We start from the raw sequence: 21,858 nt of genomic DNA on the forward strand, positions 1-21,858 counted from the left end.
ATGGCGCTCTGCCTCATGGCGTGACGATGTTGAACCAGAACGGGAAGGTGTCGAGCAGGCCCATGAACTCGCTGAAGGCTTCACGCTTGCCCTCGATCTTCAGGTCGCCCTTGGCAATCGCCTGTTCCAGCGTGATCTCCTTGAGCTGAATCGAATCGAGCGTGGCCTTGGTCAGGGTGAGCTTGGCATCAACCTTGGCGAGCGGCTTGCCGTAGTTGAGCACGGCATTTTCGACGGCCAGCCCGTATTGCTTCTTCAGGTCCGGCAGCTCGATGTTGAGGAAAATCTTCTTGCCGGCTGCTTTCGGACCATTCAGGCGAACCGCCAGGTAGTCGAACAGCATTTCCGGCGGCATGGCCTTGATGGTGTCCGGGGTTGCCGTGTTGATACCACCGGCTGCCGGCACACCGTTACGCAGTTCGTAGGCACCCATCAGATACACACCGCGCCACGGGCCGCTTTCAGCCTGGTAGCCAAGCTGTTCCAGCGAGTCAGCCAGCAATTCCTTGCCTGCCTTGCTCTGCGGGTTGGCGAAGACGACATGCTTGAGTGCTTCGGCTGTCCAGCGGTATTCGCCCTTGTCGAAATCAACCTTGGCGCGCTTCATGACGGCCGCCTCGCCGCCCATGTACTCGACATACTTCTTGGCAGCCGCTTCCGGCGGCAGGTTGTTCAGGTTCGACGGGTTGCCGTTATACCAGCCCATGTAGCGCTGATAGACCGCCCGCGAGTTATGCCGCACTGTGCCGTAGTAACCGCGATTGGGCCAGAATTGATCAAGTTCGGGCGGCAGCTTGACCATCTCGGAGATTTCTTCGCCGGTATAGCCCTTGTTCATCAGATTGACCGACTGGTCGTGGACGTACTTGTACAAGTCACGCTGTTTCTTGAAGTATTCGGTGATTTTCTCCGTACCCCATTGCGGCCAGTGGTGGCTCTGGAATTTGACCACTGTATCGGTGCCGTAAAGCGAAATGGTTTCGTTAAGGTAGGCCGACCACTTGAGCGCGTCACGCACCTGGGCGCCGCGCAGCGTCAGGAGGTTGTGCATCGTGTTGGTCGAGTTCTCGGCCATCCACATCGCCTTGAACTGCGGGAAGAAGGTGTTCATCTCGGCCGGCGCTTCGGTGCCAGGCGTCATCTGGAAGACCATCTTCACGCCATCGATAACATGCTCTTCACCGGTTTTCTTGACCTCGACATCCGGAATCACCAGCGTGCCGGTGCCGGTCGAGGTGGTCTGGCCCAGACCACCGTTGACACCGCCAAACTCGTTGCGCTGCAGCAGTGCGCCATACATGTAGATGGCGCGGCGGCTCATCACGTTGCCGGCGATCACGTTTTCGCTGACGGCATGTTCCGTGAAGTGTTCAGGGGCATAGACGCGGACCTTGCCGCTCTTGAAGTCTTCGTCATTGGCCAGGCCGCGCACGCCACCGTAATGGTCCACATGCGAATGGCTGTACACAACCGCCACGACCGGACGCTTGCCCAGTTTTTCGTTGGCAAAATCGAGGGCCGCCCTGGCAGTTTCGGCCGAGATCAGCGGGTCGAAGACGATCCAGCCCGTGTCGCCCTGAATGAAGGTGATGTTCGACAGATCGTAGCCACGAATCTGGAAGATGCGATCGGTTACCTTGAACAAGCCGTAGATCATGTTCAACTGCGCGTTGCGGTAGAGGCTGGGGTTGATGCTGTCCGGCGCCGCCTTATCCTCGCTGATGTACTTCTTGTAGGACTCCAGGTCCCACACCACGTTGCCCTTCGCGTCCTTGATGGTCAAGGTGGCAGGAGCGGCGATGAAACCCCGGTGGGCATCTTCAAAATCGGCCTTGTCGTTGAAGGGCAGGTCTTTCAGTACGGCGGCGTTGGCAGCCTTGGTGGCCGCCGTTGCCGGTTTGCCTTCCACCAGCTTGGCCGGTTGTGCCGACACGGGCATTGCAATGCCCATGACCAGAGCTGCGGATAGCGACAAAATTAACTTCATTCTACGTCTCCATTATTTAAGCGAAGTCTTGAAAACCTCGGACACCATAGTTGCCGGCTTTCGACTCGTTGCTGCACAAGCTGGTGTGAGCCCCCCCATTAATAGCCCTGCAGTTGTCATGTATTTGAACAAACCCTGACCATTACGTCCAATGACGAAATGACATTCAAGTGATACTGTTTCGTAATGAGTATCGACCTTAATCTGCTGCCTCACGTTCTGGCATTGGCCAAGCATCGGAATTTCGCCCGTGCAGCAGATTCATTGAGCATTTCTCAGCCGGCCCTTTCGCGCATTATTGGACGTCTTGAAACGAAGCTGGGTGTGATGCTTTTCGATCGCACCCGGGAAGGCGTTGTGCCAACCGAATACGGTCGCCTGATGATTGAACGGGGCAGCGAAATCGTCGAGTGGAGCAGCGAGCTTCGAAGAGAAATCAGCCTAATGCAGGGGCTGGAGATCGGCCAACTGATTGTCGCAGCTGGACCTTATCCCCATGTGATTTCAGCTGGTCCTGCACTAACAAGGCTAATGACATCCTGTCCAAATGTGCAAATCCGGCTGGAGCAACTCAGCCCACTGGCCACCGTCGCCAAGGTACTTGAAGGCTCGGTCGACCTAGGCATCGCCGACGTGATGGATTGGCTAGACGATCCACGCTTGGAAATTGTCCCTCTGCCACCTCATACGGGCATATGGACAAGCCGAGCTGGGCATCCTCTGGCTGGCAAGCAAAACCTACTGCTGGAGGACGTGCTTCGCTATCCAATGATTTCCTGCGCTATGCCGCACCGTTTTGCCGAGCTGTTAGGTGCATTCCCGAAAGCGGGGCACTTGGGTAGCGACAGCGGCCAGTTTTTCCCTGCCATCACGATTGACTCGCTGATGCTCGGCCCCGGGATAGCCTTGGCATCAGATGCAATCATGCTGACGCCGCCAAGTATTGCAGCAAATGAACTGAGGTGCGGTGAACTGGTCATCCTTGATCTGCACCTTCCTTGGCAACGCACGAACTACGGATTCATTAGCAAGCGAGATCGCAGCCTCTCTTCAGTTACAAAGGAGTACATGGCCTGCGTACGTGCAGTGGAAACAGAAACACTAAACGTAGAAAAAAACCTACTGGATTCGTATGTATTTCGTTGAGGTAAAGGCCTGCCTGCTACAGCGTCATGTGGCCGGTATCTGGTAAGTTTCCAGCCGTTTGTACTACTCAACTGTTTTTAGTCACTAAGGCCGGTTGCAGTCTTACACCGCTGACGAAAGTACTGGCCCAAAGCCGCATGGCCGAACGGGAGTCTTTTCTGACCGTGACGAATGGCCGCCGCCCCCAAACGGCATTTGCGAATGGAACTGGCAAATACCCGTTCCCACTAGTCCCATCGCTGCTGATAGGAAAAGGTCGGAAGCTTCCAACTGAAACGAAGCGCCAGCATGCGAAAGCCGAAGCCGAGGATAAAACAGAGCAGCGTATTGAGGTCGGCATCGATTCCGAATGACCTCAGTCCGATAAAGAGGGCACAGACAAAAAGGGAGACGCTGGCGTAAAGCTCCCGACAGAACACCACGGGAACTTGATTGCACAGCACATCGCGCAGAATTCCGCCGCATATGCCGGTCAGCATGCCGGCCATGATGACCACAACCACCGGGTAATCGAGTTGCAGGGCGATATTGCTGCCGATCAGCGAGAAGGCGACCAGGCCCATCGCATCCAGCATCAGGAAGGCACTTTTCATGTGGTGCATGAAGCGGGCGAGCAAGGTCGTCGCCAAGCCGGCCAGAATGACCAGGTAGACGTATTCGGGATGTTGCGTCCAGCCGATCGGGAAGTTGCCAAGCACGACATCCCGGATGGTTCCGCCGCCGAGAGCGGTGACAAAGGCAATGACGGCGACGCCGAAGATATCCATATTGCGTCGCCCAGCGGCCAGGGCGCCGGACATGGCTTCGGTGGTGATGGCGACTAGATAGACAATCAGCAACAGGTCGAATTGCTTGCTGGCGAGGGGCTGAAAAACGTGGGCGAGACTTTCTAACATCGGGAGACTCCGTCAAATATCGAAAGCCTCGAATTGAGTGCTTCCGTGACGCCTCTCCCCCTGTCCTTTTTACCTGAGAGTTTCGGCTCGCTAAGAGCCTGCCCCTTCGGTGAGTTGCCGGGCATCAACTACCCGCAACTTCTCTCCAGCCGGCGAATCAATTTCTACGGTTCATCATGCCTGAGCGATTATGGGAGCTTGCGCCTTCGGCGGAGCCTGGCAAGCCAGAACTCTCTCTCCCGCAGAAGCGGCCGATTATCGTGATGCGGTGAACCTTCTGTCAACCAATGTTCTTGCTGGGTCGGTAGCGAGCCCCCCCCTTTTAGCGATCCCAGTACGGGGTCGGCCCAAAACGCTGGAGCAGGAATTCAATGAAGGTACGGACTTTCAACGGCAAATGCCGGTTCGGCAGATGCACGGCGTAGATGAAACGTTCGGTTGGCACATAGCCGGGCAACACCTCGACCAGGCGGCCTTCCTGCAAATCCTTGCCGACGATGAAGGTGGGCAGCAAGGCCAGGCCGAGCCCGCCGAGCACAGCCTGCGACAGCGCCTCGTCGTCATTGATGCGCAGGGTACCGGCGACCGGGATCGAGACATCGCCGTTGTAGCCGTTGAGGTGCCACACCCCTTGGGTATTCATGAAGGTGTAGTCCAGACAATTGTGTTCGCCGAGATCCTCGGGAACGAGCGGAATGCCCCGGCGGGCGAGGTAGGACGGGCTGGCGCAGATCTTTCGCCGGATCGGCGCCAATTGACGGGCGACGAGGTTCTGGCCGGGCTCGCGGGTAATCCGCAGGGCGATGTCGTAGCCCTCGTCAGCCAGGTCGACCAATCGGTCGCTGATCGTCAGATCGACGCTCAGGTCGGGATAGCGGGCCATGAAGTCGGGCAAGGCCGAGGCCACATGCATGGTACTGAACGCCACGGGAGCGCTGATCTTCAGTTTGCCGCGCGGCTCCTGGTGCAGGCGGGAAATCGTCGTGTCGGCCAGGCTCAGCTCTTCCAGTATCCGGTCGCAGTGCTCGAAGTACGCCTCGCCGACATCGGTCAGGCTCAGGCTGCGCGTGCTCCGATGCAGCAACCGGACGCCGAGGCCGCTCTCCAGCCGGGCGATCGCCTTGCTCACCCGCGACTTGGAGACATCGAGCCGGCGCGCCGCCTCGGAAAAGCTTCGGACCTTGACCACGTGGGCGAAGAACAGCATGTCATTGATGTCGTGCATGAAGCTCTCGACTGTTATCAAAATGGAAACAGTTTTGTTCAAAAAGGGTGGCTTATCAAGCACAGTTTCCGACCCTATCATCAAAGCTTCCCAAAACGGTCGAGCCAGGCCTTCTCGAGATAACGCCAAACAGTCGCTGAGAATGCCCAATTTTAGTTCGTTCGCCATGGCCGTTGGCACACCCATCTGCGTCCGCTCTCGCCCCACCTCGATTTTTCGCACCAAATCGGGGCGCCAATTGTCGCCGTTCGAGTATCAATTCAAGGCGGATTTGCCCGGGCGCGACGGTTTGGGTTCGGCGCAATTTTCAAAAAATCACCAAGCAAGGAAGCAGGGGAGAGACGATGCGTTACCAGAATTTTGAGGACTTCATCCAGCAAGTGGCCAGCCGCAATCCGGGGCAGCCGGAATTCCTGCAAGCGGTCAGCGAAGTCATCGAAAGCTTGTGGCCGTACATCGCGCGCCACCCGAAATATGCCGAACACGGCCTGCTCGACCGCCTGGTCGAACCGGAGCGGGTCATCATGTTCCGCGTCGCGTGGGTGGACGATCATGGCGAGGTCCAAGTCAATCGCGGCTACCGCATCCAGCACTCCTCGGCCATCGGCCCCTACAAGGGCGGCATTCGCTTCCACCCTTCGGTCAACCTGTCCATCCTCAAGTTCCTGGCTTTCGAGCAGACCTTCAAGAACGCCCTGACCACCTTGCCGATGGGCGGCGGCAAGGGCGGCTCCGACTTTGATCCGAAAGGCCGTAGTCCGGGCGAAGTGATGCGCTTCTGCCAGGCTTTCGTCAGCGAGTTATTCCGCCATGTCGGTGCCGATACCGACGTTCCGGCCGGTGATATCGGCGTCGGCGGGCGCGAAGTCGGCTTCATGGCCGGCATGATGAAAAAACTGTCCAACCGGGCCGATTGCGTCTTCACCGGCAAGGGCTTGAGTTTCGGCGGCTCGCTGATCCGTCCCGAAGCGACCGGCTACGGCACGGTCTATTTCGCAGAACAAATGCTCAGGCAGCACGGCCGCAGCTTCGACGGCCTGCGGGTCAGCGTTTCCGGGGCCGGCAATGTCGCCCAGTATTCGGTCGAGAAAGCCATGACCCTGGGTGCCAAGGTCGTCACGGTGTCGGATTCGAGCGGCACGGTGGTCGACGAAAGCGGCTTTACGCCGGAAAAGCTGGCCGATCTGATGGAGGTAAAAAACCATCTCTACGGTCGCGTCAGCGATTACGCCAAGCGGGTTGGCGCCGCCTTCCACCCCGGATTGCGCCCCTGGCACGTGCCGGTGGACGTCGCCCTGCCTTGCGCAACGCAAAACGAACTGGACGGCGACGATGCCCAGCGGCTGGTCAAGAACGGCGTGATCTGCGTTGCCGAAGGCGCCAACATGCCATCGACCGCCGAGGCCGTGAAGGTCTTCGAAGGCCATGGCGTGCTCTATGCCCCGGGCAAGGCGAGCAATGCTGGCGGCGTGGCGACGTCCGGCCTGGAAATGAGCCAGAACGCCATGCGCCTGTCCTGGCAACGCGACGAAGTCGATGCCCGTCTGTACGAAATCATGTGCAACATCCATGAGGCCTGCCTGATTTATGGACGCGATGCGGACGGCAAGGTGAGCTACGTCAATGGCGCCAACATTGCCGGCTTCGTCAAGGTGGCCGATGCCATGCTTGCCCAGGGTGTCATTTAAATCCGTTTCAATACCGAAGGAGCTTTCCATGTTCCCTGAATATCGCGACCTGATTTCCGAATTGAAGACCACCGACCGGTACTTCCAGACTCTGTTCGACAAGCACAACACGCTCGATCAGCGGATCAAGAACATGGAGTCCCGGCTGGAGCCCGGGACGCCCGATGAAATCGAGGTGCTGAAAAAGAAAAAGCTGAGCATCAAGGACGAGCTCTATGCGCTGCTCCAGAAGATAAGCCTCAGTCGCGCCAAGCTCTGACGACGGCATGCAACGCCTGCGCAGCAACACGATCGATTCAGCTTATCAACGCTACGAAAGACGCCCCGTCAGCTGTGAAATTGATGGCGAGGTCTTCACCGGCAACTACTGGATTGCCGGGATGATTCTTGTCGTATCGACCGCAACCGGTGGCACCAGCCGGCAACTGGCCAACAGCGAGCCGGAAGATCTGGCAAAAACCCTGCTGAGAAACCTCGTGCTGACCAACCGCGCCGGTACGCCCGCTGCCGTCCAGGCGCCCTGAGAGAAGCGCATGCGGGATTTGCAGCCGGTCAATATCGAAACGCACTTGAAGAATGCCGTGATCTTCAATGCCCTCGGCGACGAAGAAATTGCCCTGATCGCCAAGGGCGCCCGGGAGGTGCGCTGCGACAAGGGCGTCACCATCTTTCATCGGGGCGACGCCTGCACCGGCTTCCATATTGTCGTTTTCGGGCAGGTCAAACTGTCGTTCACCTCGGCCCAGGGCGTCGAGAAGATTGTCGAAATAGTTCAACAAGGCCAAAGCTTCGGTGAGGCCATGATGTTCCTCGACAAGCCCTATGTCGTTTCGGCCCAGGCACTCAGCAGCAGCCTGCTGCTGCACGTCTCGAAATCGGCGGTCTTCAGCGAGATGGAGCGCAATCACGACACCATGCGCAAGATGCTCGGCAGCCTGGCCCGGCGGACGCATCGCCTGATGCTCGATGTCGAAGGCTACTGCCTGCACAGTGGCAAACAGCGCATCATCGGCTACCTGCTCAATCAACTGGAGCATGGCGAGCCGGGCAGTGAAGCCGTCTCCCTCGATCTGGCGGTCACCAAATGCGTCATCGCTTCACGGCTGAACCTGACCCAGGAACATTTTTCGCGCATCCTGCACGAACTGAGCGATCTCGACCTGATTCAGGTCGATGGGCGGCGCCTGACGATTCCCAGCCTGCAACGCTTGAGCCTGCATCAATTCGAATAGCCTAGCGATCCCAGTACGGCTCCTCGCCGATATGGGAAATCATGAAATCGATGAATACCCTGACCTTGCTCGGCAAGTGGCGGGTCGGCAAGTACATCGCATAGACATAGCGCTCGACCGGGATGTACTCGGACAAAACGGCCTGCAAATTGCCGTTTTGCAGATCCTTGCCAATGATGAACGTCGGCAACAGGCCGACGCCCAGCCCGCCGAGGACGGCTTGCGACAAGGCTTCGTCGTCATCGACATGGAGCGGGCCATTGACCGGTACGGCGATTTCCCCCTCCGGCCCGGTAAAGCGCCAGCGCCCCGGCTCGCCGGAGCGCGTGTAGTCCAGGCAGTTGTGCGCGACCAGATCGGCCGGGGTTTGCGGAATGCCCTTCCGCCGGAAGTAATCGGGCGTCGCGCACAATTTGCGCCGGACCGGCGCCAGCGGCCGTGCCACCAGATTGGGCTGGGGGTCGCCGGTGACGTGGATGGCTACGTCATAGCCCTCCTCGGCCAGATTCACCCACCGGTCGGTAATGCTGAGATCGATCTTGAGTTCCGGATGGCGCGGCAAAAACTGGGCGAGGGCGGGCGCGACATGCAGCGTACCGAAGGCGACCGAGGCGCTAACGCGCAGCACGCCGCGCGCTTCGCTGTTCAGGCTGCCGACCAGTTTTTCCGCTTCCGTCGCTTCGTCCAGAATGCGGGAACAATGTTCGGCCACCGCGGCGCCGATTTCAGTCAGGCTGAGATAGCGGGTCGTCCGGTTGAGCAGGTGGGCGCCGAGCGATTTTTCCAGCTTCGCCACCGCCTTGCTGACCGCCGAACGGGAACTGCCCATCCGCCGCGCCGCCTCGGAAAAACTGCCGGCCTCGACGACGCGGGCGAAAACTGCCATCAGATTCAAATCAGCCATTGCTGCCAGGGCTCCTGTTCATTCAATATGGCGGCGCCATTGTTGCCAATTGGGATACATTTTGATGCCACTTTGCGGCCTACCGTGATGCTGGTCGGCGCAGTACGATGTCCTCATGATCGATATCACTTTTGCCAAAAAACATAACCTTAGCAACGAATCCGCTGAATCGTGGCCACCCATCGTCAGTTCCACCGACTATGCGCGCTTGCGCCAATATGCGCTGAACGACGAGCTAGCAGACGAGTTGGATCGGGCGATTGTAGTCCATAAGGAACAGGTTCCGGAGGACGTCGTGACCATGCACGCCCGTTGCATCTATGTGGACGAACGCCTCGGAACGCAACGCGAAATCGAGTTGGTCTATCCGTCCGAGGCGGACCCAACGGCCGGGAAAATTTCGGTACTGACGCCGGTCGGCAGTGCATTGCTCGGCCTGCGGGTTGGGCAGGAAATTGCCTGGGACTTTCCCGATGGCTCCGTGCGCCGCCTGAAAGTTGCCGCGGTCAGCCAAGCGGCAAGATAGACGAGAAAACCAGTAGATGCATGCCTTACCCTGTTACGGAGAATCCTATGAAATTCATTTTTGAAACAGTCGCCGAAACCCAGAAAACCTCGCTGGCGGCAGCGCTCGATTTCACCGACAGCGTCTTGCTCGTTGTCGAGCGACTGACCCAACTCAATATCGAGGTCAGCCGTGCCGCTTTTGAACAATCTTCGGAAATGACGCTGCTCTGTTTGAACGGCTGCCTGGCCGAAGGCAACGCTTTCGCCTGGCATACCGGCACCGTATCGGGCGTCGAGCGATTTTCCCGCTATTGCCAGGCGATTAGCGAGATGGCGCAGGCGGCCAAGCAATAACGGGGCTTATATGGGTGCCGTCATGCCAATCGCGGCACTCCAGCGGTCAACCGGTCAAAACAGGCATTTTTCACGGCGCCGCTACTCGTGGCGCAGCGCCTCGATCGGGTCCAACTGCGCTGCCCGGCGGGCCGGGACGTAACCGAAGATGACGCCGATCGCCGCCGAGAAGGCGAAGGCGGTCAGGTTGATAGCGGGGTTGAACAGGAAAGGCATGTGCATCAGCCTCGCCAGCCCCCAGCAGGCGAAGAAGGCGAGCGTGATGCCGACCAGGCCGCCAAAGGCGGAGAGCGCCACCGCCTCGATCAGGAACTGCAGCAGCACTTCGCTCTCCAGTGCGCCGATGGCCAGCCGGATGCCGATTTCGCGCGTCCGCTCGGTCACCGAAACGAGCATGATGTTCATGATGCCGATGCCGCCGACCAGCAGGCTGACCGCCGCCACCGCGCCGAGTAGCGCGGTCATCGTGCCGATGGTGCCGGACAGCGTTTCGGCGATCTGCTTGGTATCCATGACGTTGAAATTGTCATCGACGTTGTCGGCCAGCTTGCGGCGCTCGCGCAGCAGGCTGCGCAATTGCATCATGGCGACACTGGAATTGGTGCCGTCCTTCAGCGAGACCATGACATTGCCGATATCGAGGCTGCCGGTCAGCCGGCGCTGCGCGGTGCGCAGCGGCATCAGCACGCTGTCGTCCTGATCCTGCCCCATGCCGCCCTGCCCCTTGGCGGCGAGCAGGCCGATCACTTCGCAATCGAAGCCCTTGACGCGAATGGCGTTGCCGAGCGGACTCTGCCCGCCGAACAGCTCCCTGCGCACGGTGTTGCCGATGATGCAGACCGCCTTGCCGGCCCGCTCCTCGTCGTCGCTGAAGGCGCGGCCGGCGGCCAGCCGCCAGTTGCCGGCAACGAGATAGGCGTTGGTCGTGCCGCTGACCGTCGACGACCAATTCTGCGTGCCGGCGACCAGAGTCACCGAACTGCCGACCACCGGCGCCACCGCCTGCAGGCCGGTCACCTGCTGTTCGATGGCCTCGATGTCGGCGCTCTTGAATTTCGGCGCCCCGGCGCTGTCGCGGCCCGGCCCGAGACGCTGCCCGGGCATCACCATCAGCAGGTTGCTGCCGAGGCTGGAAATCTGGTCGGCGACCATTCGCGTCGCGCCGTTGCCGAGCGTCACCATGGTGATCACCGCGGCGACGCCGATGACGATGCCGAGCACGGTCAGGAAGGAGCGCATCAGATTGCGCCGGATCTCGCGCAAGGCGAGCAGCAGGGCATTCAGCAGCATGCGTCGACCTCCGCCGGCGGACTGCTCCGTTCATCCTGCGCCACCAGGCCATCGACGAAATGCACGATGCGGCTGGCGTAGGCCGCCATGTCCGGCTCGTGGGTGACCATCAGGATGGTGATGCCCTGCTCGCGGTTGAGGGCGACCAGCAACTCCATGATCTCGTGGCTGCGCTTCGAATCGAGATTGCCGGTCGGCTCGTCGGCGAGCAGCACCAGCGGCCGGGTAACGATGGCGCGGGCGATGGCGACCCGCTGCTGCTGGCCGCCGGATAGCTCGGCCGGGGTGTGATGCTCCCAGCCGTCCAGGCCGACCTTGCCCAGCGCAGTGCGGGCCGCAGCATGACGGACGTCGGCCGGCTCGCCGCGATAGAGCAGTGGCAGCTCGACATTTTCCTGGGCCGAGGTCCGGGCCAGCAGGTTGAAGCCCTGAAAGACGAAACCGAGGCAGTTGCGACGGAGCAGCGCCCGCTGGTTGCGGTCGAGCCGTTCGACATGGATGCCGCGAAAACGGTATTCGCCGCTACTCGGCGTATCGAGGCAGCCAAGCAGGTTCATCGCCGTCGATTTGCCGGAACCGCTCGGCCCCATGACGGCGACGAACTCCCCGGCGGCAATCTCGAGATCGACCCCCTGCAGCGCCTGGAAGGCGGCCGCGCCCTGGCCGTAGGTCTTGGTGATGCCGCGCAGCGCGATCAGCGCCGCTTCCGGGTGGCTCATTTCTTCGCTTCCTGGTATTCGGTGATCACCGCCATGCCGGCCTGCAACTCGCCACCCAGTATCTCGGTATGGCGGCCGTTGCTGACCCCGGTTTTCACCGCCACCGGCTGCGGACCGTGGTCGCCGAGCACCCAGACCTGCGGCGCGCCGGGCGTGGCTGCGGCCGGCCGGTTTTTCGGCGCCTGCGGCGGCGGCCCGGGCATCAACCGCGCCACCAAGCTGCGGCTGGCCGCCGGCCCGGCCTGCGTCGGCGGCGTGAAACGCAGCGCCGCGTTCGGCACCAGCAACACCTGCTCGCGGCTGGCCGTGACGATGCTGGCCGTCGCCGTCATGCCCGGACGCAGCGCCAGGTCGTCGTTGCCGACCTGCAGGATGGTCTTGTAGGTGACGACGTTGTCGGTCGTCGTCGAACCGAGGCCGACGCGCTGGATACTGGCCGGAAACTTGCGCCCCGGCCAGGCAGCTACGGTGAACGTGGCTTTTTGGCCATTTTTCACATTGCCGACATCGGCCTCGTCCACCTTGACCTGCAACTCCATCTTGGCCAGATCCTCGGCCAGCACGAAGAGCACCGGCGTCGTCATCTGCGCCGCCACCGTCTGGCCCGGCTCGACCTTGCGGGTCAGCACGACGCCATCGACCGGCGAGCGGATGGTCGCCTTGCCGAGGTTGGTCTGATCGGTTTTCAGCGTCGCCTTGGCCTGCACGACCTCGGCCCGGGCGCTCGCCGCGTTGGCGACGGCCCGTTGCAGCACCGCCTCGGCCGTTTCCAGCTCGGTCTTGGCCGGCACCTTGCCGCCGGAAAGTTCGGCCACCTGCCGCATCCGGGCCAGCGCCGCGCTCGCCTCGGCTACCGTCGCCGCCGTCTGGGCAACACTGGCTTCGGCCGCGGCCAGCGCCGCCTGCGACTTGTCCACGGCATCCTTCAACTTGGCGGTATCGAGCTGGGCGAGCAACTGGCCTTTTTTGACCACATCGTTTTCCTGGACCAGCACACTGGCCAGCGTGCCGGACAGTTCGCTGCCGACATCGACCGACTTGGTCGGCTGCAGGGTGCCGCTGGCCGACGCGGTGACCAGCAGATTGCCGAGTGCCGCTTCTTCGCTCAGGTACTGGCCGGCCGGCCCCTGGCCGCCACCGGCAAACAGGGCCAGGCCGGCGAGCAGCAGCACGGCGCCGCCACCGAGCAACAGCCGCCGGCGAAGCGGGCCGAAACCGCTGGCCGGGGCGGCATTGAGCAAGCCGAGCAGAGCTTCGGCGCTAGGGTCGGAGGGCTGCTTCATGATTGTTTTCCTTCTTCGAATTGCTGCGCCATGGCGGGCGCTTCCCAGCCGCCGCCGAGCGCCTTGTAGAGTTTGATCAGGCTGCTCAGCACGGTGGCTTCAGCGGTCGCCAGGTTGTCTTCGGCCGTCAGCCGGGTGCGCTCGGTTTCCAGCACTTTCTGGAAATCGGCCAGCCCGGCCTGGTAGAGATCGCGGCTCAACGCCGCCGCACTGCGGGCCGCCGTCGCCGCCGCCTGGCGGGCGGCGACCCGCTCGCGCGATGCGGCATAGGCGGTCAGCCCGTTTTCGACCTCTTCGAGCGCGCTCAACACACTCGCCTCGTAGGAAATCAGCGCCTGTTCCTGCACCGCGCTCTGGATGTCGACCGCGCTGCGCAGCTTGCCGCCGTCGAACAGCGTCGCCGCCAGCGTGCCGCTCAGCGCCCGCAGCACGGTGTCGCTACCACCCAGCGCGCCCAGGCTGTAGGCCTGCCAGCCGAAGGAGCCGCCCAGCGACAGGCTGGGGAACCGCGCCGCCAGCTTCTGGCCGACGCGGGCCGTTTCGGCAGCCAGCGTGCGTTCGGCGGTAATCAGGTCCGGCCGCTGGCGCAGCACGTCGGCCGGAATGCCGGCGCCGAGGCTGGCCGGCACTGCCGGCAGAGGCGCGACCCTGGCCAGCTCGCCGGGCAGGGCACCCGGCTGGCGGCCGAGCAGCACGGCCAGCCGGTGCCCGGCCGCAGTCAGGCCGACTTCGAGATCGGGAATGCCGGCCCGCGTCTGCTCGCGGTTGGTCCGCGCCTGTTCGACATCACTGCCGTCGGTCAGCCCGGCCTGGTAGCGCCAGTCGGTGATCTGCAGCGTTTCGGACTGGCTGGCCAGATTGTCGCGGGCGATCTGCAGCCGGCGCCGATAGCTGCGCAGTTCGACATAGTTCTGCGCCACTTCGGCAACCAGCGACACCCGGACATTGTCCAGACTGGCCGCCATCGCCGCCTGATCGGCCGTCGCCGCTTCGACGGCGCGCCGGGTGCCGCCGAAGAGATCGATCTCCCAACTGGCGTCGAAGCCGGCGTCGTAGATCGTCCGCTCGGGAACGGCGCTGACCGCTTGGGCGGCCTTGCTGCGCTGGCCGGCGGTCGACGCGCTCAACGTGGGGAAAAAGCCGCTCACCGCCTGGGCCCGGGCGGCCCGCGCCTGGCGCAGGCGCGATTGGGCGAGGCGGAGATCGAGGCTGCCGGCCAGTGCCTCGTCGATCAGCCCATCGAGCACCGGGTCGGCCAGTTGCCGCCACCAGCGAGCCAGTTCGCGCGCCGGCTCGGCCACCGGCGGCGCCGTCCATTGGCTCGGCATGGCCAGACTGGGCGGCTGGTAATCTGGCCCAACCGACGGCAACTGCGTACAGCCGCCGAGCAGCGCCACGAGTAGGCCAAAGGCAGCGGGCTTGAAAATTGGTCTATTCATCACGATTCAACTTGAAACAGGGCGCCATTGTCCCGGGCGATACCGGCCGGACGCTGCAGACAACAAGTAAAGATAGGTAAAGGGCCTCACTTGCGGCAATACCGTTCAGTTAAGCGTCATTCCCGCGCAGGCGGGAATCCAGGAGTTGCGCTTTGACTGGGTTCCCGCCTGCGCGGGAACGACAAATTCAAGAAGCATTGCCTTAACTGACCCCATTGCCTCACTTGCGGCGCAACTCGCCGACCGGTTCCAGCCAGCGCCCGGCATCCCGGGCCAACCACTCGCGGGCGATCGGGTCCTGTTTCAGCTGGGCATCGAGAAAGGCCACGCTCAGGCGCTGAATGGCGATGATCTGCCGCGCACTGCTCGCTACCGGGAAAACCGACATCGCTCCACCGGCGTTGCCGCCCGGCACGCCGGGGGCCGCCCCCGCCACCAGCGCTCGGCGGACCTCCGGATCATCGAAATAACCGCCGCCGGCCCCAATCTGCTCCATCGACTGCTCGCCGAGGCGGCGCTCGTCCTGCGGCGTCAGCACCGACTGGGCGGCTTCGCCGAGCTCGGGCAGCCCGCTTTCGGCGATGGCTGCGGTCGACTGCCCGAAAAGGGCAAAAACCAGGGCTGCCGCAGCAGCCCGGTTGCGCCGACTGAACGCGCCTGACATCGGCCGCGCCCGGCTTAACGGGCCGGCGGTGGTGTGCGGCCTTCACCGCCCCTGCCGCGCGGCGGCGCATCGTCACCCGGCTTGCGCTCGGCCAGTTGCTGGCGCTGTTCCGGGGTCAGGATTTCAAAGATCTGCCGGTCTGCCTTGGCGCGGGCCAGCGCCATCTCGGCCACCGACTTGCCGAACGCCTCGCCCAGGGTGCGCGCCTTGGCTTCGCTGTAATCGGGCGCCGCCGCCAGCTTGCGCAGATCGTCCTCGACCTTCTGCTGCGCCTTGGCCTTGTCGCGCATCAGCGGCGCCTGCCCGTGCTTGATCTCGAACACCTTGTCGCGCTGGGCTTCGCTCAGGTTCAGGCTGCGCAGGTAATGCGGCCCCATCTCGCCGCCACGCTTGCCGAGCGCGGCCCGCGCTTCCATCCCGGAGCAGTCGCCCGGCTGGCGGTGGTCGCCCGGGTTGGCCGCGACCGTCAGCGGAATTGCCAGCGCCAGTCCGGCGGCGGCAAGAAAACGCTTGATGTGGCTGGGGGAAATATTCGTCATGTCGTATTCCTTTCGGGGGTAAGCAGGCTGGAAACAACGAACCTGCGACAGGACGAATACTCTCCCCGGGGCGAGTTAAGGGCGGTTAACCCACTGTAAATGATCGTAAATCGGGTAACAGACTCGCCAGAACAACGGAAGGCGAGATGGCAAAGCGCCTTGATGAGCATGAGAGAAGACAGCTAACGAAGCACTTGCTCTGGGACAAAAAGCGGCGTAATTTCCGCTTTCGATACCAGAACAACAAAAGGGGAAGCCATGACCACCGTACTGCACACCGGACCCGACACCGACCTCGCCACCCGTTACCTGTCCAGCGCGCTGCGCCTGCACACGCAAGCCGAAATCGCCGCCCACCTTGGTGTTAGCACCCGCGCCGTGCGCCACTGGGTGGTCAAACAGGAAGTCCCGCAACATTACATTTTTGGCCTGCAAGGCCTGCTGCCGCTCGAACTGCCGCTGGCCGACAACGCCGCTTTCCGCTTCATCGACCTGTTCGCCGGCATCGGCGGCATCCGCATGGCCTTCGAGGAACTCGGCGGCCAATGCGTGTTCACCAGCGAGTGGGACAGCTACGCGCAAAAGACCTATGTCGAGAACTACCCGAGCGGTCACAGCATCAACGGCGACATCACCAAAATCGACGCCGCCGACATTCCCGATCACGACGTGCTGCTCGGCGGTTTTCCCTGCCAGCCCTTCTCGATTGCCGGCGTCTCCAAAAAGAATGCCCTTGGCCGCGCCCACGGCTTTGCTGACGAAACGCAGGGCACGCTGTTCTTCGATGTTTGCCGCATCATCGAGAAAAAGCAGCCGCGCGCCTTCCTGCTCGAAAACGTCAAGAACCTGATGTCGCACGACAAGGGCCGCACCTTCGACGTCATCAAACGGGCGCTCGACGATCTCGGCTACGACATCCACACCCGCATCATCGACGGCGCCCACTTCGTGCCGCAGCACCGCGAACGCATCATGATCGTCGGCTTCCGCAAGGCCGACCGGATCAGCTTCGACTGGAACGCCCTGCCGCTCCCCGCCAAGGGCCGGCGAACCATGGCCGAAATCCTGCACAAGACGGACGGCAGCGAAGCAAAGCTGGCTTGGGACGGCGACCGCTTCTTCAACCACGCCAAGGGGCAAGTCGATAGCAAATACACCCTGAGCGACAAACTCTGGGCCTACCTGCAAGGCTACGCCGCCAAACACAAGGCCGCCGGCAACGGATTCGGCTTCGGGCTGGTCTACCCCGACAGCGTCGCCCGCACCCTCTCCGCCCGCTACTACAAGGATGGCTCCGAAATTCTTGTTTACCAAGGCGAAGGCATCAACCCGCGCCGGCTGACACCGCGTGAATGTGCGCGGCTGATGGGGTTTCCGGATTCGTTCAGGATTTCGGTTTCGGATACGCAGGCTTATCGCCTACTCGCTGATGCCACTGTCGTGCCGATGGTTGCCGCTACGGCTAAACTCATGCTTCCGTTATTAACGACTAGGAAGCCGGCAGCAAGCACTTCGGTGATGCTGCCTGAAAACATCATGAGTTCTGGCCGCTGGACTAAAGATCAACTGAAGCTCGCTTTCCATTTGTATTGCCAATTGCCGTTCGGCAAGCTGCATTCGAAAAACCCGGAAATTGTTCAACTGGCGGAATTGATCGGCCGTACGCCATCGGCTGTTGCCATGAAGCTAGTCAATTTCGCTAGCCTTGATCCGGCAATTACCAGCACCGGCCGCAAAGGCCTTGATGGCGCATCAAATCTCGACCGCGAAATCTGGGCCGACTTCCACGCTGACTGGGAAGGCTTGGCCCTTGAGTGCGAGCAACTTCGCGAGCAATTTGGCCTAATTCCTACGGTCGACCGCCCGGAAGAAGCAAAAACCGACGACTTCCAGATTCCTGACGATTTCACCGGCGAAACCCGCCGCGTCTTTACCGAACAACGCATCAAACAGAATTTCTTCCGTCGCGCCGTTCTGGCCAGTTATCGAGGGCGTTGCTGCATGTCCGGCCTCTCCGAACCGCGCCTGCTGATCGCCAGCCATATCGTGCCGTGGAGCAAGGACAAAGCGAACCGACTGAACCCGAGTAATGGCCTTTGCCTTTCGGCTATCCATGACCGCGCGTTCGATAAAGGGCTGATTACCCTGAGCGACGACTGGAAAATCGTTCTGTCCGAAGAACTGCGTAAGCGCGACGAACCTTTCGTTCAGTCCGTTCTAAAGCCATTGGAAGGTTGCGCAATTGAGATTCCGGAACGCTTTGTTCCCGATGCGGCCTTTCTTCAGCGCCACCGTGCTGAAATCTTTCTGGACAATCGCTCGGCGAAATAGCCATGACCGAATTCAGCATTTTCGATTACCTCTATCGCGATGCCAGCAACTACAAGTCATGGGGTAGTTTGCTACTTGAAGGGCGCGCGACTGAGACAGAACTCGAACAACTTCGCGCCCAACTCAATTGCGACGAGTTTTTTATCGCCGAACAGGTTGGCATTCCACCGCTCTACGCTGAACTTTGGAAGTTCAGCGACGGCCCCACCGAAGACGACCACGTCTGGCATACCTTCCACGAACTACGTCAGGCAGAGGCGGAAGAAATAACCGGCGAACCCTGGGGAAGAGTTTCTGAACTCATCGCACGTTTCAAATCGGTGAATAAATGGGATGAACAGTTATCACCGAATTGGGATATCTGAATGCAAAAAACGACCGTCTTTCACGAGGACGTGTTCTACGAATACTTCCGCCCGTTCAGGCACCCATTGGCACGCTTCGGTGATCTTTGGGGCGGTCATGGACTCGAAACCTACGGCGACGATTTGCAGCTCGCGTTCAAATATGACTCAGATTATGTGTGGACCGTTGTGGACTGCGGGGAAAGCTCGAACGAGTGGATCATCCCCGGCTTTCATCGCGTCAATCGCATTTGCTTTCTGCTGACGGAGGTCGCGCACTTCGATGCGCCCATTGAGTTCCGCATAGAACGCGGGCCTCACTCATTAACGCCAATTGGTCTGGCGCGTCGGATTACCACGCTCAAGCGAATTCTGAGTGAGGCCAAAGCCAAAGATTGAGCGCCACGGCAAATTTCAATTTTGGCCATTTTTTCCGGTTGACCGCAGCAATCCCAAAAAACAAAAAGGCGACTGAATCAGTCGCCTTTTTTGCTGCTTTTTCGCAGTTGACCGGGTCAGACCTTGCTATAGACCTCAGCCCCGGCCTTCACGAATTCGACCGACTTGACTTCCATCCCCTTCGCCAGCGCCTCGGCTTCGGCGATGCCCTGCTGCGCCGCGAATTCGCGGACGTCCTGAGTAATCTTCATCGAGCAGAAGTGCGGGCCGCACATGGAGCAGAAGTGGGCGACCTTGGCCGATTCCTTGGGCAGGGTTTCGTCGTGGAATTCACGCGCCTTGTCCGGGTCGAGGCCGAGGTTGAACTGGTCGTCCCAGCGGAATTCGAAGCGTGCCTTGGACAGCGCGTTGTCGCGGATCTGCGCGCCGGGGTGACCCTTGGCGAGGTCGGCGGCGTGGGCGGCGAGCTTGTAGGTGATGATGCCGGTCTTGACGTCGTCCTTGTCGGGCAGGCCGAGGTGTTCCTTGGGCGTGACGTAGCAGAGCATGGCGGTGCCATACCAGCCGATCATCGCGGCGCCGATGCCGCTGGTGATGTGATCGTAGCCCGGCGCGATGTCGGTGGTCAGCGGGCCAAGGGTGTAGAACGGGGCTTCGTCGCAGTATTCGAGCTGGAGATCCATGTTCTCCTTGATCATGTGCATGGGCACATGGCCGGGGCCTTCGATCATGACCTGCACGTCGTGCTTCCAGGCGATCTGGGTCAGTTCGCCGAGGGTCTTGAGTTCGCCGAGCTGGGCTTCGTCGTTGGCGTCGTAGATCGAGCCGGGACGCAGGCCGTCGCCGAGGCTGAAGGCGACGTCGTAGGCCTTCATAATTTCGCAGATTTCCTCGAAGTGCGTGTAGAGGAAGCTTTCCTTGTGGTGCGCCAGACACCACTTGGCCATGATCGAGCCGCCGCGCGAGACGATGCCGGTCATCCGGTTGGCGGTCAGCGGCACGTAGCGCAGCAAAACGCCGGCGTGGATGGTGAAGTAGTCGACGCCCTGCTCGGCCTGTTCGATCAGCGTGTCGCGGAAGATCTCCCAGGTCAGGTCTTCGGCCTTGCCGTTGACCTTTTCCAGCGCCTGATAGATCGGCACGGTGCCGATGGCGACCGGGCTGTTGCGGATGATCCATTCACGCGTTTCGTGGATGTTCTTGCCGGTGGACAGGTCCATCACGGTGTCGCCGCCCCAGCGGATCGACCAGGTCATTTTTTCGACTTCTTCCTGAATGCTGGAGCCGAGCGCCGAGTTGCCGATGTTGGCGTTGATCTTGGTCAGGAAGTTGCGGCCGATGATCATCGGCTCGCTTTCCGGGTGGTTGATGTTGTTCGGGATGATGGCGCGGCCGCGGGCGATTTCGCTACGGACGAATTCCGGGGTGATTTCTTCCGGGATGTTGGCGCCGAAGTTCTGGCCCGGGTGCTGGCGGCCGAGCAGCTTGGCCATTTTTTCGCCCTGCGGGCCGGTCGACCGCAGCGATTCGATATAGGCGCGGCGGTTGTTGTTTTCGCGGATGGCGACGTATTCCATTTCCGGCGTGATGATGCCCTGGCGGGCGTAGTGCATCTGCGAGACGTTCTTGCCGGCCTTGGCACGCAGCGGCTTGCGGTGCAGGCCGGGGAAGCGCAGTTCGTCGAGCGACTTGTCGGCGGCGCGGATACGGCCGAACTCGGAACTCAGGTCGGGCAGTTCCTCGACATCGCCGCGTTCGGCAATCCAGCCGGCGCGCAGGGCGGGCAGGCCGCTGCGGATGTCGATCTTGGCGGACGGATCGGAATAAGGGCCGGAGCAGTCATAGACGTAGATCGGCGGATTCTTTTCGCCGCCGAAAGCGGTCGGCGTGTCGTCCTGCGAAATTTCACGCATCGGCACCTGGATGTCCGGACGGGAACCTTGGATATAAACCTTGCGGGAATTGGGCAGGGGCTGGACTGCAGCCTCGTCGACGTGGGCGTTGGCGGCGAGGAATTGTTCTTTGACGTTCATTGCGGCTCCGGGCGTATGTGCAGCGGGTATGACGTACGGGGAGCAACAAAGTTCGTTTCCCTACGACGGCATGACCCGGTCAGGTTCGAAGGGTATTTCTCAGTCGACCGCCACAGCAAACGGCGCTCGACACCCCTAACGAGTGGAGCGCAAGTTACTGGAAATACAGGCAAAATGCAACAAATCGCATTCTGCGCTCAAGGTTTCTCGAAATTGGCCGAAATATCCTCGACAAGCGTCGGAATTTTAAAGAATAAGATGAGGGATCTGAGATGCGCCTACTAACCATTGCCGCCCTGCTGGTCAGCCTGTCTGGCTTGGCCTCGGCCGCGCCGACCTGGCAGACGATTTCGTCGGAGCCGGGCAAGCGGATCGAACTCGACCGCACCAGCATCAAGCGCGAAGACGGCAACAAGGTCCAGGCCCAGGGCCGGGTCATCCTCGAAAAGGAACTGATCGACGCCAAGTCCGGCGCCGGCTATCGCGTCATCGAAGCGATCACCCGCTACGACTGTGGCTCGCGCAACGCCAACACGATCAAGCGCATTTTCAAGAAGAACGAAAGCGAAATCGTCCGCGAAGAAGAGATCAAGGGCAACGATCTGCCGGTACGCAGCGGCACGCTCGACGACAAGGTGCTGCGCGAAGTCTGCCGCCCACCCAAGGAAAGCCCGGTTGAAGTGGCCCAGAAGGCCAACGAGGCGGCCGGCCAGTTGAAGCAGGCCAACGAGGCGATGCTCAAGAAGGAAATGGTCAAGCCGGAAAAAGCCGCTACGCCGGTCAAGACGGCCGAGACCCAGGAGCATGGCTCGATTCCATCGATTCGCCCCAACCTGAAGGCGGCCGCCGAAAGCCCGGCCCCCGCCCCCGCCCCGAAA

23 protein-coding genes and 2 riboswitches are annotated in these 21,858 nt (G+C 61.2%); of the genes, 12 read left to right on the forward strand and 11 right to left on the reverse strand.

From position 1 onward, the window contains the following. Positions 1-13: 13 nt before the first annotated feature. Complete coding sequence (locus AT959_RS16700; RefSeq protein ID WP_066885504.1) at positions 14-1,987, reverse strand: alkyl/aryl-sulfatase; 1,974 nt, start codon at positions 1,985-1,987, stop codon at positions 14-16. A 186-nt stretch (positions 1,988-2,173) separates the two neighbouring features. Between AT959_RS16700 and AT959_RS16705 the strand changes: the two genes are divergently transcribed. Beyond that, on the forward strand, positions 2,174-3,133 hold the full coding sequence (locus tag AT959_RS16705) for a LysR family transcriptional regulator (RefSeq protein WP_066885507.1): 960 nt from the start codon (positions 2,174-2,176) through the stop codon (positions 3,131-3,133). A 227-nt stretch (positions 3,134-3,360) separates the two neighbouring features. On the opposite strand, the gene AT959_RS16710 is transcribed toward AT959_RS16705, so the two are convergent. Both AT959_RS16710 and AT959_RS16715 read right to left on the reverse strand, forming a co-directional pair. Then, complete coding sequence (locus AT959_RS16710) at positions 3,361-4,029, reverse strand: trimeric intracellular cation channel family protein (RefSeq protein WP_066885510.1); 669 nt, start codon at positions 4,027-4,029, stop codon at positions 3,361-3,363. Positions 4,030-4,186: 157 nt separating this feature from the next. Further along, a riboswitch (glycine riboswitch) is annotated at positions 4,187-4,281 on the reverse strand. A 70-nt stretch (positions 4,282-4,351) separates the two neighbouring features. Further along, the gene (locus AT959_RS16715) at positions 4,352-5,254 is read right to left on the reverse strand and encodes a LysR family transcriptional regulator (protein ID WP_066886437.1); all 903 of its coding nucleotides are present in this window, start codon (positions 5,252-5,254) and stop codon (positions 4,352-4,354) included. Here AT959_RS16715 and AT959_RS21280 point away from each other — a divergent pair. Genes AT959_RS21280 through AT959_RS16735 form a run of 5 tightly spaced genes read left to right on the forward strand, consistent with a single transcriptional unit; the run spans position 5,253 to position 8,174 of the window. Beyond that, complete coding sequence (locus AT959_RS21280) at positions 5,253-5,618, forward strand: hypothetical protein (protein ID WP_157651348.1); 366 nt, start codon at positions 5,253-5,255, stop codon at positions 5,616-5,618. The genes AT959_RS16715 and AT959_RS21280 overlap by 2 nt on opposite strands. Continuing rightward, entirely contained in the window at positions 5,599-6,942 is a 1,344-nt protein-coding gene (gdhA, locus tag AT959_RS16720; protein WP_066885513.1) for an NADP-specific glutamate dehydrogenase, read from the forward strand. Before AT959_RS21280 ends, gdhA begins: the two co-directional genes overlap by 20 nt. A gap of 28 nt (positions 6,943-6,970) precedes the next feature. Next, positions 6,971-7,201, forward strand: coding sequence for an HP1242/YdcH family protein (locus tag AT959_RS16725; protein WP_066885516.1), 231 nt, complete (start codon positions 6,971-6,973; stop codon positions 7,199-7,201). Positions 7,202-7,208: 7 nt separating this feature from the next. Beyond that, positions 7,209-7,466, forward strand: a complete 258-nt coding sequence (locus tag AT959_RS16730; RefSeq protein ID WP_066885519.1) for a hypothetical protein — start codon at positions 7,209-7,211, stop codon at positions 7,464-7,466. Between the two features lie 9 nt (positions 7,467-7,475). Beyond that, on the forward strand, positions 7,476-8,174 hold the full coding sequence (locus AT959_RS16735; protein ID WP_066885523.1) for a Crp/Fnr family transcriptional regulator: 699 nt from the start codon (positions 7,476-7,478) through the stop codon (positions 8,172-8,174). A 1-nt stretch (position 8,175) separates the two neighbouring features. Here the strand turns inward: AT959_RS16735 and AT959_RS16740 are convergent, their stop codons facing one another. Further along, the gene (locus tag AT959_RS16740; RefSeq protein WP_066885526.1) at positions 8,176-9,078 is read right to left on the reverse strand and encodes a LysR family transcriptional regulator; all 903 of its coding nucleotides are present in this window, start codon (positions 9,076-9,078) and stop codon (positions 8,176-8,178) included. Positions 9,079-9,193: 115 nt separating this feature from the next. On the opposite strand from AT959_RS16740, the gene rnk reads away from it, so the two are divergent. Both rnk and AT959_RS16750 read left to right on the forward strand, forming a co-directional pair. Next, a complete protein-coding gene (gene rnk / locus AT959_RS16745) occupies positions 9,194-9,604 on the forward strand; it encodes a nucleoside diphosphate kinase regulator (RefSeq protein ID WP_066885528.1) in 411 nt (136 codons plus the stop codon). Between the two features lie 47 nt (positions 9,605-9,651). Continuing rightward, a complete protein-coding gene (locus AT959_RS16750) occupies positions 9,652-9,939 on the forward strand; it encodes a hypothetical protein (protein WP_066885531.1) in 288 nt (95 codons plus the stop codon). A gap of 81 nt (positions 9,940-10,020) precedes the next feature. Here the strand turns inward: AT959_RS16750 and AT959_RS16755 are convergent, their stop codons facing one another. The 6 genes from AT959_RS16755 to AT959_RS16780 form a co-directional block, all read right to left on the reverse strand. Continuing rightward, entirely contained in the window at positions 10,021-11,229 is a 1,209-nt protein-coding gene (locus AT959_RS16755) for an ABC transporter permease (RefSeq protein ID WP_066885534.1), read from the reverse strand. After that, entirely contained in the window at positions 11,220-11,948 is a 729-nt protein-coding gene (locus AT959_RS16760; protein WP_066885537.1) for an ABC transporter ATP-binding protein, read from the reverse strand. The genes AT959_RS16755 and AT959_RS16760 overlap by 10 nt, the downstream gene beginning before the upstream one ends. Next, a complete protein-coding gene (locus AT959_RS16765; protein WP_066885540.1) occupies positions 11,945-13,231 on the reverse strand; it encodes an efflux RND transporter periplasmic adaptor subunit in 1,287 nt (428 codons plus the stop codon). Before AT959_RS16765 ends, AT959_RS16760 begins: the two co-directional genes overlap by 4 nt. After that, on the reverse strand, positions 13,228-14,670 hold the full coding sequence (locus tag AT959_RS16770; protein ID WP_066885543.1) for an efflux transporter outer membrane subunit: 1,443 nt from the start codon (positions 14,668-14,670) through the stop codon (positions 13,228-13,230). Before AT959_RS16770 ends, AT959_RS16765 begins: the two co-directional genes overlap by 4 nt. A 220-nt stretch (positions 14,671-14,890) precedes the next feature. Next, complete coding sequence (locus tag AT959_RS16775; protein ID WP_066885546.1) at positions 14,891-15,334, reverse strand: hypothetical protein; 444 nt, start codon at positions 15,332-15,334, stop codon at positions 14,891-14,893. Between the two features lie 14 nt (positions 15,335-15,348). After that, on the reverse strand, positions 15,349-15,873 hold the full coding sequence (locus AT959_RS16780; protein WP_066885549.1) for a Spy/CpxP family protein refolding chaperone: 525 nt from the start codon (positions 15,871-15,873) through the stop codon (positions 15,349-15,351). A 258-nt stretch (positions 15,874-16,131) separates the two neighbouring features. On the opposite strand from AT959_RS16780, the gene dcm reads away from it, so the two are divergent. Genes dcm through AT959_RS16795 form a run of 3 tightly spaced genes read left to right on the forward strand, consistent with a single transcriptional unit; the run spans position 16,132 to position 18,947 of the window. After that, on the forward strand, positions 16,132-18,204 hold the full coding sequence (dcm, locus tag AT959_RS22040; protein ID WP_205629948.1) for a DNA (cytosine-5-)-methyltransferase: 2,073 nt from the start codon (positions 16,132-16,134) through the stop codon (positions 18,202-18,204). Between the two features lie 2 nt (positions 18,205-18,206). Further along, positions 18,207-18,569 carry a hypothetical protein gene (locus AT959_RS16790; protein ID WP_066885552.1) on the forward strand — a complete coding sequence of 121 codons (363 nt, stop codon included), beginning with the start codon at positions 18,207-18,209 and terminating at the stop codon, positions 18,567-18,569. Beyond that, complete coding sequence (locus AT959_RS16795) at positions 18,570-18,947, forward strand: hypothetical protein (protein WP_066885554.1); 378 nt, start codon at positions 18,570-18,572, stop codon at positions 18,945-18,947. Between the two features lie 116 nt (positions 18,948-19,063). Here the strand turns inward: AT959_RS16795 and thiC are convergent, their stop codons facing one another. Next, positions 19,064-20,980: a phosphomethylpyrimidine synthase ThiC gene (thiC, locus tag AT959_RS16800; protein ID WP_066885557.1), complete on the reverse strand. Its 1,917-nt coding sequence runs from the start codon at positions 20,978-20,980 to the stop codon at positions 19,064-19,066. A gap of 40 nt (positions 20,981-21,020) precedes the next feature. Then, positions 21,021-21,127, reverse strand: a riboswitch (TPP riboswitch). A 125-nt stretch (positions 21,128-21,252) separates the two neighbouring features. On the opposite strand from thiC, the gene AT959_RS16805 reads away from it, so the two are divergent. Further along, positions 21,253-21,858: surface-adhesin E family protein (locus tag AT959_RS16805; RefSeq protein WP_338032529.1), on the forward strand; the 606-nt coding region annotated here is incomplete at its 3' end.

Source organism: Dechloromonas denitrificans (assembly GCF_001551835.1).
Lineage (GTDB): Bacteria > Pseudomonadota > Gammaproteobacteria > Burkholderiales > Rhodocyclaceae > Azonexus > Azonexus denitrificans.

Bases quoted from the DNA above. Each gene is read 5' to 3' on its own strand.
- AT959_RS16795 (WP_066885554.1), top strand. From the start codon at position 18,570: ATGCAAAAAACGACCGTCTTTCACGAGGACGTGTTCTACGAATACTTC.
- rnk (WP_066885528.1), top strand. From the start codon at position 9,194: ATGATCGATATCACTTTTGCCAAAAAACATAACCTTAGCAACGAATCC.
- AT959_RS16780 (WP_066885549.1), bottom strand. From the start codon at position 15,873: ATGACGAATATTTCCCCCAGCCACATCAAGCGTTTTCTTGCCGCCGCC.
- gdhA (WP_066885513.1), top strand. From the start codon at position 5,599: ATGCGTTACCAGAATTTTGAGGACTTCATCCAGCAAGTGGCCAGCCGC.
- AT959_RS16790 (WP_066885552.1), top strand. From the start codon at position 18,207: ATGACCGAATTCAGCATTTTCGATTACCTCTATCGCGATGCCAGCAAC.
- AT959_RS16755 (WP_066885534.1), bottom strand. From the start codon at position 11,229: ATGCTGCTGAATGCCCTGCTGCTCGCCTTGCGCGAGATCCGGCGCAAT.
- AT959_RS16740 (WP_066885526.1), bottom strand. From the start codon at position 9,078: ATGGCTGATTTGAATCTGATGGCAGTTTTCGCCCGCGTCGTCGAGGCC.
- AT959_RS16725 (WP_066885516.1), top strand. From the start codon at position 6,971: ATGTTCCCTGAATATCGCGACCTGATTTCCGAATTGAAGACCACCGAC.
- AT959_RS16710 (WP_066885510.1), bottom strand. From the start codon at position 4,029: ATGTTAGAAAGTCTCGCCCACGTTTTTCAGCCCCTCGCCAGCAAGCAA.
- thiC (WP_066885557.1), bottom strand. From the start codon at position 20,980: ATGAACGTCAAAGAACAATTCCTCGCCGCCAACGCCCACGTCGACGAG.
- AT959_RS16715 (WP_066886437.1), bottom strand. From the start codon at position 5,254: ATGCACGACATCAATGACATGCTGTTCTTCGCCCACGTGGTCAAGGTC.
- AT959_RS21280 (WP_157651348.1), top strand. From the start codon at position 5,253: ATGAAGCTCTCGACTGTTATCAAAATGGAAACAGTTTTGTTCAAAAAG.
- AT959_RS16765 (WP_066885540.1), bottom strand. From the start codon at position 13,231: ATGAAGCAGCCCTCCGACCCTAGCGCCGAAGCTCTGCTCGGCTTGCTC.
- dcm (WP_205629948.1), top strand. From the start codon at position 16,132: ATGACCACCGTACTGCACACCGGACCCGACACCGACCTCGCCACCCGT.
- AT959_RS16775 (WP_066885546.1), bottom strand. From the start codon at position 15,334: ATGTCAGGCGCGTTCAGTCGGCGCAACCGGGCTGCTGCGGCAGCCCTG.
- AT959_RS16700 (WP_066885504.1), bottom strand. From the start codon at position 1,987: ATGAAGTTAATTTTGTCGCTATCCGCAGCTCTGGTCATGGGCATTGCA.
- AT959_RS16750 (WP_066885531.1), top strand. From the start codon at position 9,652: ATGAAATTCATTTTTGAAACAGTCGCCGAAACCCAGAAAACCTCGCTG.
- AT959_RS16735 (WP_066885523.1), top strand. From the start codon at position 7,476: ATGCGGGATTTGCAGCCGGTCAATATCGAAACGCACTTGAAGAATGCC.
- AT959_RS16770 (WP_066885543.1), bottom strand. From the start codon at position 14,670: ATGAATAGACCAATTTTCAAGCCCGCTGCCTTTGGCCTACTCGTGGCG.
- AT959_RS16705 (WP_066885507.1), top strand. From the start codon at position 2,174: ATGAGTATCGACCTTAATCTGCTGCCTCACGTTCTGGCATTGGCCAAG.
- AT959_RS16760 (WP_066885537.1), bottom strand. From the start codon at position 11,948: ATGAGCCACCCGGAAGCGGCGCTGATCGCGCTGCGCGGCATCACCAAG.
- AT959_RS16730 (WP_066885519.1), top strand. From the start codon at position 7,209: ATGCAACGCCTGCGCAGCAACACGATCGATTCAGCTTATCAACGCTAC.